The 13,345-nt window shown below is 51.7% G+C and carries 12 protein-coding genes; 6 read left to right on the forward strand and 6 right to left on the reverse strand.

Translation table 11 applies throughout. The features are described 5' to 3' along the window. Positions 1 to 89 precede the first annotated feature (89 nt). Positions 90 to 701, reverse strand: a complete 612-nt coding sequence (locus tag EX31_RS01435; protein ID WP_037032972.1) for a TetR/AcrR family transcriptional regulator — start codon at positions 699 to 701, stop codon at positions 90 to 92. Positions 702 to 902: 201 nt separating this feature from the next. Here EX31_RS01435 and EX31_RS01440 point away from each other — a divergent pair, with 201 nt between their 5' ends. The 3 genes from EX31_RS01440 (at position 903) to EX31_RS01450 (ending at position 4,537) form a co-directional block, all read left to right on the forward strand. Continuing rightward, positions 903 to 2,588: an Hsp70 family protein gene (locus EX31_RS01440; protein WP_037032973.1), complete on the forward strand. Its 1,686-nt coding sequence runs from the start codon at positions 903 to 905 to the stop codon at positions 2,586 to 2,588. Positions 2,589 to 2,592: 4 nt separating this feature from the next. Continuing rightward, positions 2,593 to 3,165, forward strand: a complete 573-nt coding sequence (locus EX31_RS01445) for a J domain-containing protein (RefSeq protein WP_037032974.1) — start codon at positions 2,593 to 2,595, stop codon at positions 3,163 to 3,165. A gap of 97 nt (positions 3,166 to 3,262) precedes the next feature. After that, a complete protein-coding gene (locus EX31_RS01450) occupies positions 3,263 to 4,537 on the forward strand; it encodes a hypothetical protein (RefSeq protein ID WP_231576011.1) in 1,275 nt (424 codons plus the stop codon). A gap of 32 nt (positions 4,538 to 4,569) precedes the next feature. On the opposite strand, the gene amyA is transcribed toward EX31_RS01450, so the two are convergent. Together amyA and proP are read right to left on the reverse strand one after the other, a co-directional pair. Then, entirely contained in the window at positions 4,570 to 6,051 is a 1,482-nt protein-coding gene (gene amyA, locus EX31_RS01455; RefSeq protein WP_037032975.1) for an alpha-amylase, read from the reverse strand. Between the two features lie 122 nt (positions 6,052 to 6,173). Then, positions 6,174 to 7,676: a glycine betaine/L-proline transporter ProP gene (gene proP / locus EX31_RS01460; RefSeq protein WP_013577751.1), complete on the reverse strand. Its 1,503-nt coding sequence runs from the start codon at positions 7,674 to 7,676 to the stop codon at positions 6,174 to 6,176. Positions 7,677 to 7,968: 292 nt separating this feature from the next. On the opposite strand from proP, the gene EX31_RS01465 reads away from it, so the two are divergent. Both EX31_RS01465 and EX31_RS01470 read left to right on the forward strand, forming a co-directional pair. Continuing rightward, positions 7,969 to 9,150, forward strand: a complete 1,182-nt coding sequence (locus EX31_RS01465) for an oligogalacturonate lyase family protein (protein ID WP_037032976.1) — start codon at positions 7,969 to 7,971, stop codon at positions 9,148 to 9,150. A gap of 3 nt (positions 9,151 to 9,153) precedes the next feature. Beyond that, entirely contained in the window at positions 9,154 to 9,474 is a 321-nt protein-coding gene (locus tag EX31_RS01470) for a cupin domain-containing protein (RefSeq protein WP_013577753.1), read from the forward strand. Positions 9,475 to 9,541: 67 nt separating this feature from the next. Here the strand turns inward: EX31_RS01470 and EX31_RS01475 are convergent, their stop codons facing one another. From EX31_RS01475 to EX31_RS01485, 3 genes are all read right to left on the reverse strand, one after another. Next, positions 9,542 to 10,180, reverse strand: a complete 639-nt coding sequence (locus tag EX31_RS01475; protein WP_013577754.1) for an RpiB/LacA/LacB family sugar-phosphate isomerase — start codon at positions 10,178 to 10,180, stop codon at positions 9,542 to 9,544. Positions 10,181 to 10,248: 68 nt separating this feature from the next. Then, entirely contained in the window at positions 10,249 to 11,010 is a 762-nt protein-coding gene (kduD, locus tag EX31_RS01480; protein ID WP_013577755.1) for a 2-dehydro-3-deoxy-D-gluconate 5-dehydrogenase KduD, read from the reverse strand. 396 nt (positions 11,011 to 11,406) lie between these two features. Further along, a complete protein-coding gene (locus EX31_RS01485; RefSeq protein ID WP_013577757.1) occupies positions 11,407 to 11,763 on the reverse strand; it encodes a helix-turn-helix domain-containing protein in 357 nt (118 codons plus the stop codon). Positions 11,764 to 12,206: 443 nt separating this feature from the next. Between EX31_RS01485 and EX31_RS01490 the strand changes: the two genes are divergently transcribed. After that, a complete protein-coding gene (locus tag EX31_RS01490) occupies positions 12,207 to 13,343 on the forward strand; it encodes an efflux RND transporter periplasmic adaptor subunit (RefSeq protein WP_223509661.1) in 1,137 nt (378 codons plus the stop codon). The last annotated feature ends 2 nt before the right edge of the window (positions 13,344 to 13,345 follow it).

The following is a 13,345-nucleotide window of genomic DNA, read 5'->3' on the forward strand; positions in this document are numbered from 1 at the left end:
TGTTGAAATGTTTGTATAGTAGACCAGTCGTCTTGTAATCACTTTCAAAAAAACACCTCAACGTGAGGTGTCATTTGTTACGCATCAGCTTACTGCGGCTGATGGATAATCTGTTGTGTCATCGTCATGGCGGCGTCAAAAGGTTGCGTATTACGCAAAATTTTCACCATCACACTTGACCCGAGCCACAACTGATACAGCCCTTGTGCGACAATCAGAGGCGCATCATTGACGGCCATCGATCCTTCTTTAATTCCCGTTTCAATCGCCCGGGCAATGCGGCTGATAATGCCGGAAGTGCCATCATTCAGCGCCTGACGCATCGGTTCAGAAAGATCGGCTACTTCGGCGCCCAGTTTCACGGCGAGGCATTTACCCTGACAGTCGTAAAATGACTGACTCTCCTGCCATTGCTGCCAGTAATTCATCAGACGCTGCGCCATCGTCAGCCCCGGCTGGGCCAGGGTAACATCCATCGCAGACAGGTAATCCTGAAAATAGCTTTTCAGCAGTTCCTCACCAAATGCATCTTTCGACGTGAAGTAGTAATAAAACGACCCCTTCGGTACGGACGCGGTGGTCAGAATTTCATTCAGGCCCACTGCCGAGAAACCTTTCTTCGCCATGAGGGACTGCCCCACAGCAAGAATGTGTTTACGGTGGTCAGTTTTGCCTGTGTCAGATGCTTTTGTCGTGTTCATGGGCTGACAATACATTGAATTAGACCAGTCGTCTAGTGGTTAAGAAAAAAATTGATGTCCACTGTTCCTCAGTGCCGGTAAATGTCGGTTTTTCGTCAGGAATTAAATCCGGCAATCTACAAAATCTCCTCAACTTTCTGTAAATTTGGCCGATGAAAGTTCTTTCGGTTATATACAGTTTACGCTTCTGGGGTGATACGGATGTTGATAGGAATAGATTTAGGCACTTCAAACTGCGCAGTTGCCATCTGGCAAGACGGTCAGTCCGTTCTGGTTCCTAACGTCTATGGAAAAAATCTGACACCCTCAGTGATCGGTCTCGATGATAACGGTCATGTCCTGGTCGGCGCGCCTGCACAGGCGCGGTTATTTACCCACCCTGATCTCACCCTTTCCAGTTTTAAACGTTTCATGGGCACGGAACATCAGTTCCGGCTTGGACATCAAAACTTTCGTGCGGAAGAGCTCTCCGCCCTTCTGCTGCGCAGCCTGAAAGCGGATGTTGAGCAACATTGTGGCGGTGAGGTGAAGCGCGCCATTATCACCGTTCCTGCTTATTTTAATGATATTCAGCGCAAGGCCGTGAAGGCTGCCGGTGAACTGGCGGGACTGCATGTTGAACGTCTGCTCAATGAACCGACGGCGGCGTCACTGGCCTACGGGCTGGTGAATCAGCAGGAGCAGAAATTCCTGGTGTTCGATCTGGGGGGCGGCACGTTTGACGTTTCAATCATCGATATGTTCGAAGGCGTGATTGAAGTGCGGGCCAGCAGCGGCGACGTGTTCCTCGGTGGTGATGATTTTACCCGCAGCCTTGCCGGCTGGATGCTGGCGCAGTATCCGGAGCTGGATAAAGACGATAACGCCCTTTTCGGTCAGTTGATTACGCTGGCGGAAAAAGCGAAATGCCAGCTGACCACGCAAGACAGCACGCCACTCAGATACCAGTGGAATGACAGGTCGCTGAACTGGACGCTGACCACTGAAATTCTGGCGCAATGCTGTGAAAGTACGCTGGAGCGGATGAAAAAACCGGTGATTCAGGCGCTGCGCGATGCCAGGTTCTCCGCCGATGAAGTGGATCATGTGGTGCTGGTGGGCGGTGCAACGCGAATGCCACTGGTGCGTCAGGCGGTAGCCCGTCTGTTCGGGCGCTTCCCACGCAGTGAGTTACAACCGGACGAAGCCGTGGCGCTCGGTGCCGGTATTCAGGCCGGACTGGTCTTGCAGGATCAGGCGCTCGATGACATCGTGCTGACCGATGTGATGCCGTTTACGCTCGGCATCGGAATTTCCCGCCCTAAAGGCGACGGCTACGAAGACGGTCATTTTCTGCCGCTGATTGAGCGAAACAGCTTTGTACCGGTGAGTCGCGTGGAAACGATTGTCACGATCTCCGATCAGCAAAAGTACCTGAATCTGTCCATTTATCAGGGCGAAGCACGGCGGGTCGCCGACAACATTCTGCTCGGATCGCTGGCTGTTGATGTGCCTCCCCGCCCGGCAGGTGAAATGAGCGCCGAGGTGCGTTTCACTTACACCCTCGACGGCATTCTGGAAGTGGAATGTAAAATCACCAGCACCGGACAGGTGGAAAAACTGGTGATTGAGAAAGCGCCGGGCAACCTGACACCTGCGCAAATTACCGCAAGTCTGCTGAAACTGGAAAACATCAAACAGCATCCCCGTGAGCAACTGGTAAACCGCCAGCTGGTGGCAGAAGCCAATGCGTATTATGAACAAAGCCTTGGCGACCAGCGGCAGTTTATCGCCGATCAGCTGTATCGCTTTGAACATGTGCTCGACACGCAGGATGCCCGGCAGATTGCGGCAGCGCGTAAGGAATTTGAGGCGCTGCTGGTGCATCTGCGCAGTGAGTGGGAATAGCCCGATGGCGATCTGGTCAGTTTTGGGGATAGAAGCCACGCAGGACATCAGCGCGATCAAGCGGGCCTATGCACGGCAGCTCAAAAACACGCGGCCCGATCAGGATCCCGAAGCGTATCAGCGCCTGCGGGAAGCGTTTGAATCAGCCCGGCGCGGCGATTATGTGTGGAATACCAGTGACGCTGTCACTTATTCATCTCCCCTTGTGCCGATGACTGATGACGCATTAATCCGCCGGACGCAGGTCCACCATCTGGTATCCGATACCGTCAGCCTGCTGCTGGAAAATGAACAGGCTGGCGTGGCGTTGCTGAAAGTTTGTCTGTCAGAAGAATTGCTGCAAAATCTTCAGTTGCGCGAAATGTTTAGTCAGCAGCTGGCGTGGGATCTGGCGGAGCGTGAAGGACTGACCCGTCCGGTGCTGGTGAACGTTGCCGCGCTGATGGGATGGGAAATTGACCATTATCAGCCTGTCGGGATTTCGCTTTGTCAGCTTGATGCGTTGCATCAGCAAATTGAAAATACTGCCGGAAGTCGTTGCCGGGATGATTCCGGTACACGCTGGGGTGAAGACTGATGTTTCTTTTGAATTCAGGATTAATGACGTGGGCGATGGAATGAGCAGCCAGGGAATTTGGTCAGTTTTAGGCATTGAGCCCACTCAGGACCTCAGCGTGATTAAACGGGCTTATGCCCGACAACTGAAAAATACCCGTCCGGACCAGGACCCTGAAGGGTATCAACGTCTGCGTGAAGCCTTTGATGCGGCGAAAAATCAGGGGAATGACGCGACAATCAGTGACGTTGTCACAATACATGAGCCATCTGCTGAGGTTGTCCCACAGACCTTTTTGCAAAAACCTGCTCCGTTTAACCCCGTCAATGAGATCAGGCAGGAAACCTATCGTGATACTGCGCTACGGCGAAAAATCATTTCACAGGCAACTGAAATTACTGATGAAATGATGGACGATGAAACTGCCGGCCTTAAGCGTCTGGATGTTTTTCTCAAGAGCAATGTGCTGCCAAACCTTGAACTGCATGAATTGTTCAGTCAGGAACTGGCAGCGCAATTAAGTGATCGTGAAGGGTTATATTCCGCACTTCTGATCAAGGTCTCCGACATTATGGGCTGGGATGTCGACCATTATCAGCCCGGTGGCATCTCACCTTACAGGCTGGCGGCCCTGCAACGTCAGGTTGAGATGACTGGTGCGAAACGTTACTGGTCGGTGATGGTACGTGCATATCAGGATTCAACACTGAATCGGTTGCGCTTGCGGTTACTCACGGTTGAAGGTGCAACTGTGCCCTGGTGGGCAAAGCTGGTGCCCGATTTTATGACATCACTGAGCAATAAACTCAGAGAGATCAGAATGTATCATCCTGCGTTATTACCCTATTTAAATTCTGTGCTGCTGAAAACCCTGTCTGAAACCCGGGTAGCGCTAAGTTGGGGAACTGTTTTCCTGAACGGCTTCTGGCTTTTGCTGATCATGCTGGCGACGCGTGAACATCCAGAGCCGTGGCGCTCGCGTATCTTCCTCATCGCGATTATCGGGTTGTATATTCACGGTTACCGTTACCTGGAGCGAAAGTTGCGTTATCGCCCGCGTATGTTGTGCGCGACAGAATGTGTGTTGTCGGTGCTCTCGACCGCGATTATGGTGAAAATAATGCTGGGCTTCTTCACGATGTTTAAGCCTGACGCAGGAAATATGGTTATGGCATTCACCAATTATGGTGTACTCAGTGCCAGCAGTTTTTGCGTGCTCTGGATGATGGCACCAAAACACTGGAAATGGTACGGCGTGCCGTTAAACGCGATTATCATACTGGCGATGCTGCCGTGGCAGTTGATGAGAAAAAGTGCCGGAATCGTCAGAGCTGTAGCGTTTATCGCATTACTGGGGGGGTATTCCCTGCTGATTGCTTTCGGCTTCCGTTAAGGTTGCGGGTGGTTAATCCACCCGCTGTTGTTTTACTCTGCCAGAGTCCAGACACTGACGCTTCCGGCAGCGCAGTAAAATTGCGCGCTGCCTTGCTCGTCGGTTGTAATGATATCCTCGCGGTTTTCCAGCACGTCACGCCATTTTTTACCGGCGAAATTGTCGCCCAGATCAATCGTTTTCTCACCTGCTTCGCCGTTGGACATCACCACCACGCAGCCCGGGTGTTCCGCGGTGCCGCTGCGTGAAAACGCAATGCAGTTCGGGTGATCGAAATAATCGGTTTGTGCCCCCCATGCGTAGCGCTGACGGGCTCTGATCAGCGCTTCCAGTGGCACAATCGCAGGCAGTTCAATCGTGTAATTGTTACCGTCGTCCCCTTCATCCTCGTAACTTGCGCCGAACAAATCCGGATAAAATACGATCGGCACGCCCTGTTCCCGCAACAGGATTAACGCGTAGGCCAGCGGTTTGAACCACGGCTCAACCGGGGCTTCAAGAGACTGTAACGGCTGCGTGTCGTGATTGGCCACCAGGGTCACGGCATGCTCCGCATCGGCGGCAACCAGGGTGTTATCAAAAATGGTGGTCAGGTCAAAATCAGCTCCCTGCTTCGAGGCATGGTGGAAATTCAGCTGCAACGGCGCATCGAACAGCATGGTTTTGCCTTCCACCTGATGGATGTAATTTTGCAGCGTCTGGACATCGAATGACCAGTATTCCGCGACCAGATACATCGGCTGTTCGGCTTCCGCCTGAATATGGTCAATCCATTCTTTATAGAACCAGGCCGGAATATGTTTCACCGCATCAAGACGGAAACCGGTACAGTTCGTTTGTTCCATGATCCAGCGGCCCCAGTATTTGAGTTCCTCGCTGACCGCGTTATTGCGAAAATCGACGTTGGCTCCCATCAGATAATCGTAATTGCCAAACTCATCGTCGACCTGATCGTTCCAGCCGCCGCCGGTGTAGTCGTTAACGATTTTGAAAATACCCTGTTCATCCGGGTTTTCAATATGGTCGACACCGCTGAAGCAGTGAAAATCCCAGATGAATTTCGAATACCGGCCCTCACGGGCGGTAAAAATGAAACGTGTCCACGCTTCCGCTTCAATGATGTCATCACTGATTTCTTCACGGTTATCAATGTTAACGCGGTTAACCTGCACGCGTTCTTTCTCATCCGCCCCCATTTTATGATTGAGCACCACGTCAAGAATGACGCCCAGCTTATGCTGTTTCAGCGCGCCGATGGCCGCAAGTAATCCCTCTTTGTCGCCATATTTGGTGGCACGGGAGCCTTTCTGTTCAAATTCGCCCAGATCAAACAAATCATAAGTGTCATAGCCAACCGAATATCCCCCTGATTCGCCTTTATAGGCGGGCGGGAGCCAGGCGGCGGTAATGCCAATCTCAGCCAGCCAGGCCGCTTTTTCGGCCACCTCCGGCCAGAGCTTTCCCCCATCCGGGTAATACCAGTGAAAGAACTGAAACAACGTAGGATTCTGCATACAGACTTTCCATTCAGATGACCAGGAAATGAAGTATGGAGCAGGAACGAAAAAAATGCGGTAAAAGGCAAAAAAAAGCCGGTCAGCAAAGTGACCGGCTATGGGCATGTTGGAAAACGGAATCAGTTGATATCAGGATGCTGAGCAATCAGATTTTTTCTTTTTGCTTCAAGTTCAACAATCTGCGCATCAATATCTTCAATTTTCTGTTCGATGTTATCGTGATGTTCCTGGAGGATTTCACGCGCTTCCGCACGGTCTGAGGCCGCCGGTGTGGCGCCTTTCAGCGGACGGTTGGCGGTTTCTTTCATAAAGATACCGGTCACCAGACCAATCATCGCCACCACCATCAGGTAATACGCGGGCATGTACAGGTTATTGGTTGTTTCTACCAGCCACGCCGCGATCGTGGGCGTCAGACCCGCAATCAGTACTGAAATGTTGAAAGCAATCGCCAGCGCGCTGTAACGGATATGTGTCGGGAACATTGCCGGTAACGTTGACGCCATCACACCGATGAAGCAGTTCAGCAGCACCGCGAGGATCAGCAGACCTAAGAAAATCAGGCCTATCACATCACTGTTAATCAGAATGAAGCACGGGATAGCCAGAATGAACAGGCCGATGCTGCCGATGATCACGAAAGGCTTACGGCCAAAGCGGTCGCTCAGCATCCCCATGAATGGCTGTACAAACAGCATACCGACCATGATGGCGATGATGATCAGCACACCGTGATCTTCAGAGTAATGCAGGCTGTGGGACAGATAGCTCGGCATGTAGGTCAGCAGCATGTAGTAGGTGACGTTCGTGGCAATCACCATGCCGACACAGATAATCAGAGGCCGCCATTGCTTGGTCAGGATTTCACGGAACGAGACTCTTGGCGGTTCAGCGATGTCTTTGCGTGCATCGCTGTCGATTTTATCCACGTGCTGCTGGAATGTCGGGGTTTCTTCCAGCGCATGACGCAGATAAATACCGATCAGGCCCAGCGGCGCAGCGATGAAGAACGGAATACGCCAGCCCCATTCGAGGAAGTTCGCCTCACCCACAATGCTGGAAATCAATACCACGACGCCTGCACCGAGAATAAAACCGGCAATAGAACCGAAATCCAGCCAGCTACCGAGGAAGCCGCGTTTCCTGTCAGGAGAATATTCCGCAACGAAAATCGCTGCACCGGTATATTCGCCACCCACCGAGAAACCCTGCGCTAATTTTGCCAGTAACAGCAAAATGGGCGCCCAGATACCGATGGAGTTATAACCGGGTATCAGCCCGATACAGAAGGTGCTGACGGACATGATGATGATGGTGACGGAAAGGACTTTCTGGCGGCCAAATTTGTCGCCAAGCGCGCCGAAGAACAGGCCGCCCAGAGGCCTGACAAGGAACGGTACGGAAAAGGTTGCCAGGGCGGCAATCATTTGAATACCCGGGTCTGCACCCGGGAAAAACACCTGCCCTAAAGCAAAGGCCACAAATCCATACACACCGAAATCAAACCACTCCATCGCATTGCCCAGTGCTGCAGCGGTAATGGCTTTTTTCAGTTTGGTGTCGTCAATGATAGTAATGTCATTGATTTGCATAGGTTTCACACGTTTTTTTCTTAATCTCATCTTTTACATCCCTTTTCTAAAATACTCCACCGTGTAAGCGTGAGATATTTTGTTCGTACTCTTTAATCATCCAGAGTATCAATAGCATTTGAGTAAGCTATATCATTATAGGATGGTTTTACGCTGTGGCAAAAGCCAACCGTTTTGTGATCAGCTTTGCACTTTTGTTTTCACCCGACGCCGTTTTATCTCACTAAGTGGTAATGTGTTTTCAAATTAATGAAACTGCATTTTAATTAATGAAAGGGAAGCCAGAACACCGGCTGATTTCAAACTACTTGTGGGGTGAATCATGGCAAAAGGTTCTCAGATTCAATTTAATTTCCATACCGTTCAGGACCCTCAGACCGGTGCGCGGGTAACCCGTTTAACGCCGCCCGATGTGTTGTGTCATCGCAATTATTTCTATCAAAAATGCTTTACCCGTGATGGCAATAAACTGTTGTTTGCCGGTGAGTTTGACGGCAACCGCAACTATTACCTGCTGGATCTGGAAACGCAGAAAGCGGTGCAACTGACGGAAGGCAAAGGCGATAATACTTTTGGCGGTTTCCTCTCTCCGGATGATCAGTATCTTTACTACGTCAAAAATGAACGTAGCCTGCAGTGCGTAAAACTGGCTGATTTTAGTGAGCACACCGTGTATCAGGTGCCGGAAGAATGGGTTGGCTACGGCACCTGGGTGGCCAACAGCGAATGCACCCGTCTGGTGGGTATCGAGATCAGTCGTGAGGACTGGACGCCCCTGTCAGACTGGAAAATCTTCCAGGCGTTTTATCACAGCAATCCGCACTGCCGTCTGTTGCGCGTCGATTTACTCAGCGGGAAATCCCGTGTGATCCACGAGAAAAACGAATGGCTCGGACACCCGATTTATCGCCCGTTTGATGACAACACCGTCGCTTTCTGCCACGAAGGCCCTCACGATCTGGTTGATGCACGCATGTGGCTGGTGAATGAAGACGGCAGCAATGTGCGTAAAGTGAAAGAGCATGCGCCAGGCGAAAGCTGCACACATGAATTCTGGGTACCGGACGGTTCTGCGCTGATGTATGTGTCTTATCTGAAAGGCCAGCATGACCGCCACATCCGCCGTTTCGATCCGCAAACTGGTGAAGATGTCTGTCTGATGACTATGCCGGCCTGTTCGCATCTGATGAGCAACGAGAATGGCACGCTGCTGGTCGGTGACGGTTCCGGTACGCCGGTAGATGTGAAAGACACTGCCAGCCATACGATTGAAAACGATCCGTGGTTGTATATTTTCGATGCCAAAACCCGTCAGCATGCTCCTCTGGCCGCGCATAACAGTTCATGGCAAGTGCTTGATGGCGACCGGCAGGTGACGCATCCGCACCCATCTTTCTCGCCCGACGACCGTCACGTGCTTTTCACCACCGATTACGAAGGCTTACCGGCGCTGTATCTGGCGGAAATCCCGGATGCCCTCCTCAGTTCATTACGCAAGGACTAACCGATGTTTACGTTTAAAAAAGATATTCCCTTACAGGATCTGGGTGACGGTGTGAGCCGTCGCGTTCTGGCGCATGACGGCACCATGATGGCCGTTGAAGTGTATTTTGAAGAAGGCGCCATTGGACCGATGCATAACCACGTGCACGAACAGCTGACATATGTGTTGTCCGGTCGCTTTAAATTCACGATCGGTGAAGAAACCCGTGAAGTAAGCGCAGGCGATACGCTGTATAAAAAACCGTACATCATGCACGGCTGCGTCTGTCTGGAAAAAGGTGTGTTGCTCGACACGTTCACGCCGCAACGACAAGATTTTTTATAATTCTTTCTGATCATAAAAAAACCGGTGCCATGAGCACCGGTTTTTTGACCCCACAGAAAACAAAATCTTATGCGAGGATTTCACGCACAAAGGTTTCGATCTCTTTGTTCTGGCAGTTTTCAAAGAAACATTTCTGGAAACGTTCGCCGGTGACAGCGGTTTTTACCAGTTCAGGATCGATAGCACGCAGCGTATCCAGATAGTTTTCTTTTACCACTGCGGCTTTCACCTGATTCAGAATACCGGCGTTGCGCACCTGAGGTTCTTTGCGGTCAGCCGGATAGCCTTCTCCTTTCACACCGGTAAAGGCCTTTTCAAAGATGAAACGAACGTTCAGCTCAGCGCCCCAGCCGAAGCCTTTAGCGAATGGCAGTGATAAGGCGTTGCCGTTGTTGATTTGCGCGAACAGGAAGGCATCCGCCGGATCAATACAATAACCGCAGTTAACGCCCGGGTGAATATTCAGAGACATCAGTGCGCCCTGACCGGTGCCGCAGCCTGCAACGACAAAATCCACAGCTTTAGAATTGAGCAGAATACTGGCCATGATGCCCAGATGGATGTATGTCAGGTGGTGATCCTGTTCGTCAGACATGCCCACGTTGTAGACCGGATACTCTTTTTCCGATGCCACGGCGTTGAGTTCTTTCAGGATGATCGCGTTTTTAGCGGCCTGACTGTTTTCCATCATCAATGCAATTTTCATGAGATTTCCTCTTTGGGCAGCGGTGTGACCCGCTGCTGTCGGTGAATATTTGTCAATAATTAGCGTGATTAACGCGCCAGCCAGCCGCCGTCAACGGCAATCGTGTAGCCATTGATATAGTCGGAAGCCGGTGAAGACAGGAACACAACCGGCCCCATCAGATCAGATGGCAAGCCCCAGCGGCCAGCAGGAATACGCCCCAGAATCTCTTCGCTGCGTGCTTCATCGGCACGAAGTTGCTGGGTGTTGTTGGTCGCCATATAACCCGGTGCAATCGCGTTCACGTTGATGTTGTGTTTCGCCCATTCATTGGCCAGCAGACGAGTCACACCCATGACGGCGCTTTTCGATGCGGTATAAGAAGGCACGCGGATACCGCCCTGATAAGAAAGCATCGACGCGATATTAATGATTTTGCCGCCGGTGCCCTGAGCAATGAATTGCTTCGCGACAGCCTGTGACATGAAGAACACGGATTTGATGTTCAGGTTCATCACATCATCCCAGTTCTTTTCGCTGAACTCGATGGCATCTTCACGGCGGATGATCCCGGCGTTATTGACCAGAATATCCAGATGTCCCATTTCTGCGACAGCGCGTTCGAGCAGCGCCGGAATGACTTTCGTGTCGCTCAGATCAGCCGTCAGGCTCAGGAAACGGCGGCCTGTTGCGCCAACGCGTTCGATAGTTTCTGTGGGCTCGACAATGTTGATCCCAACAATGTCACAACCGGCTTCGGCGAGGCCGATTGCCATACCCTGACCTAAGCCGGTATCGCAACCGGTCACTACCGCGACTTTTCCCTGAAGCGAGAAATTATCCAGAATCATGATGGTTCCTTTATGCATAAAACGGAGGCGAATACGCTTTTCCGCAGGACTATTGGTTGTCGGGCTGTGCCCGGCGCCGAAATGATAAAAGGAGTTTAGCGATAAAACTCCCGCAACTCAAGAAATTGAAACGTCATTTCAATTTATGTGAACTTTGATGTCGTTTTTTGTTGGGTTGATCACGTCCTGACGCAGGGGGTCGGGCAAATGCCAGAAACAGAACGCTGTAAACAGGAAAAATGCGCAGCAAAGCGCCTGATGAAATTAATCATCCGGAGGAATTCTGGAGAGGAAAGGGAAGTTTATGAGGGAGAGAAAAACTCACTGCCCGGCAGGGAAGCCGGGCCAGCGGTACACGCTCACCAGGTAAGCGAAGAGCTTAAGCAGAGGCAACCGTTAGTGCAGGCAGCCCTGACATTCCGTTGCCAGATTCAGACCACGACGCCAGTCGCCCGGAGTCTGACCAAACTGGCGTTTGAAACTGCGGGTGAAAGATTGCTGTGAGTCGAAGCCCAGAGAAATCGCAACGCTGACAATAGGTTCGCCACTACTGGCCAGCATATCGGCAGATTTCTTCAGTTTTTTCTCACGAATGTATTCACCCATCGGCAAGCCGGTGTGCTCTTTAAACATACGCTGCAGATACCAGCGGGAATACCCTGCCCGTTTGGCAACAGTTTTAATATCCAGACGTTCTTCCAGATTGTGATCGATCCACTCGATCAGGTCGTGAATGAAATCCTCGGTTCTCATGGCAAGTCTCCTGCTTCTTTTTTGTTTGCGCCCCCCGAGGGCGACTCGTCTTTTAATACGTTGACCCAGTTTTCGATTAAATGCAAGTTTTACTATTGCATTTAATTGGCCGTTACCGGATAGTCTCTTTCCCGAAGTAAACGTTCTGTAAAATAGCACAGAAAGTGTAACAGTAATTCTTGCACTTTAGTAAGCGCATCCCTACAATCCCCTCGAATCAATTGTATCAGTATTTGATACATTATTGTGCTGATGAACGGCGCAAGTCCCAAAAAAGTCAGATCAGGCAAAGGACGTTACCCGGCGGACAGGCCGGTGTATTGCCTGGCAGTACTTACTCACTGGAAATAAAAATAATGATGAACCTGCAAAAATCACAGGTTGTTGTACGCGGCCGCTCCGGCGGTACGCCTTTGACGTTGCGCCTTTCAGGGGTCGCGCTGATGGTTGCCCTGCTCGCCGGGTGTGACAACAGCGTGGCGCAAAATGCTGCACCACCTGCTCCGCAAGTCAGCGCGGCAGATGTGTTAATCAAACCAATCAGCCAGTGGGATGCGTTTAACGGACGTGTGGAAGCGGTACAAAGTGTTCAGTTGCGCCCCCGCGTGTCCGGCTATATCGATAAAGTGAATTATCAGGAAGGTCAGGAAGTGAAAAAGGGTCAGGTGCTGTTCACCATTGACGACCGCACTTACCGCGCTGCGCAGGAACAGGCGCAGGCTGAACTGGTGCGTGCGCGCAATCAGGCCAGTCTGGCCAGAAGTGAATCCGCCCGTACGGAAGCGCTGATCGGTTCGCTGGCTGTGTCGAAAGAAGCTGCGGAGCAACGTCGTTCGGCCGCTTCGCAGGCACAGTCAGATGTGCTGGCAGCTCAGGCACAGCTGGACATGGCACAGTTGAATCTTGATTTCACCCGTGTCATCTCCCCGATTGATGGTCGCGCCAGCCGTGCGATGATCACGACCGGCAATCTGGTAACAGCGGGCGACAGTGCCAGTGTACTGACCACGGTGGTATCACTCGACACGGTCTACGTGTATTTCGATGTCGATGAAGGGACGTTCCTGCGCTATCAGGCGCAGGCCCGCGAAGGGAAATTCAATGACAGCCCGCAAAGTCGCTTACCGGTTCATGTCGGGCTGGTGGGTGAAAACGGCTACCCGCATCAGGGCGTCGTCGATTTTACTGACAATCAGCTGAACTCCGGCACAGGCACGATCCGCATGCGTGCTCTGCTGGATAACCGCGACCGCACATTTACGCCGGGATTGTTTGCCCGCGTTCAAATGCCAGGCAGCGCACAGTTCAACGCCCTGCTGGTGGACGATAAAGCCATCCTTACCGATCAGGATCGTAAATTCGTTTATGTGGTGGATAAAGACGGCAAGGCGCAGCGACGTGATGTTGAAATTGGCCGCATATACGGCGGCTTACGCATCGTGCAGAAAGGCCTTGAAGCAGGCGATCGCGTCATCATCGATGGTGTACAGAAAGTGTTTATGCCGGGCATGCCGGTCAATGCCAAAACCGTCAGCATGGCGGCTAATACTGTCACGCCAGCCGCTCCTGCCGTTCAATAAAA

Source organism: Rahnella sp. WP5, assembly GCF_000745615.1.
Classification (GTDB): Bacteria; Pseudomonadota; Gammaproteobacteria; order Enterobacterales; family Enterobacteriaceae; genus Rahnella; species Rahnella aceris.

Coding starts and splice junctions, on each gene's coding strand:
- EX31_RS01470 (WP_013577753.1), top strand. CDS start 9,154: ATGTTTACGTTTAAAAAAGATATTCCCTTACAGGATCTGGGTGACGGT.
- amyA (WP_037032975.1), bottom strand. CDS start 6,051: ATGCAGAATCCTACGTTGTTTCAGTTCTTTCACTGGTATTACCCGGAT.
- proP (WP_013577751.1), bottom strand. CDS start 7,676: ATGAGATTAAGAAAAAAACGTGTGAAACCTATGCAAATCAATGACATT.
- EX31_RS01435 (WP_037032972.1), bottom strand. CDS start 701: ATGAACACGACAAAAGCATCTGACACAGGCAAAACTGACCACCGTAAA.
- EX31_RS01485 (WP_013577757.1), bottom strand. CDS start 11,763: ATGAGAACCGAGGATTTCATTCACGACCTGATCGAGTGGATCGATCAC.
- EX31_RS01440 (WP_037032973.1), top strand. CDS start 903: ATGTTGATAGGAATAGATTTAGGCACTTCAAACTGCGCAGTTGCCATC.
- kduD (WP_013577755.1), bottom strand. CDS start 11,010: ATGATTCTGGATAATTTCTCGCTTCAGGGAAAAGTCGCGGTAGTGACC.
- EX31_RS01475 (WP_013577754.1), bottom strand. CDS start 10,180: ATGAAAATTGCATTGATGATGGAAAACAGTCAGGCCGCTAAAAACGCG.
- EX31_RS01465 (WP_037032976.1), top strand. CDS start 7,969: ATGGCAAAAGGTTCTCAGATTCAATTTAATTTCCATACCGTTCAGGAC.
- EX31_RS01490 (WP_223509661.1), top strand. CDS start 12,207: ATGGTTGCCCTGCTCGCCGGGTGTGACAACAGCGTGGCGCAAAATGCT.
- EX31_RS01445 (WP_037032974.1), top strand. CDS start 2,593: ATGGCGATCTGGTCAGTTTTGGGGATAGAAGCCACGCAGGACATCAGC.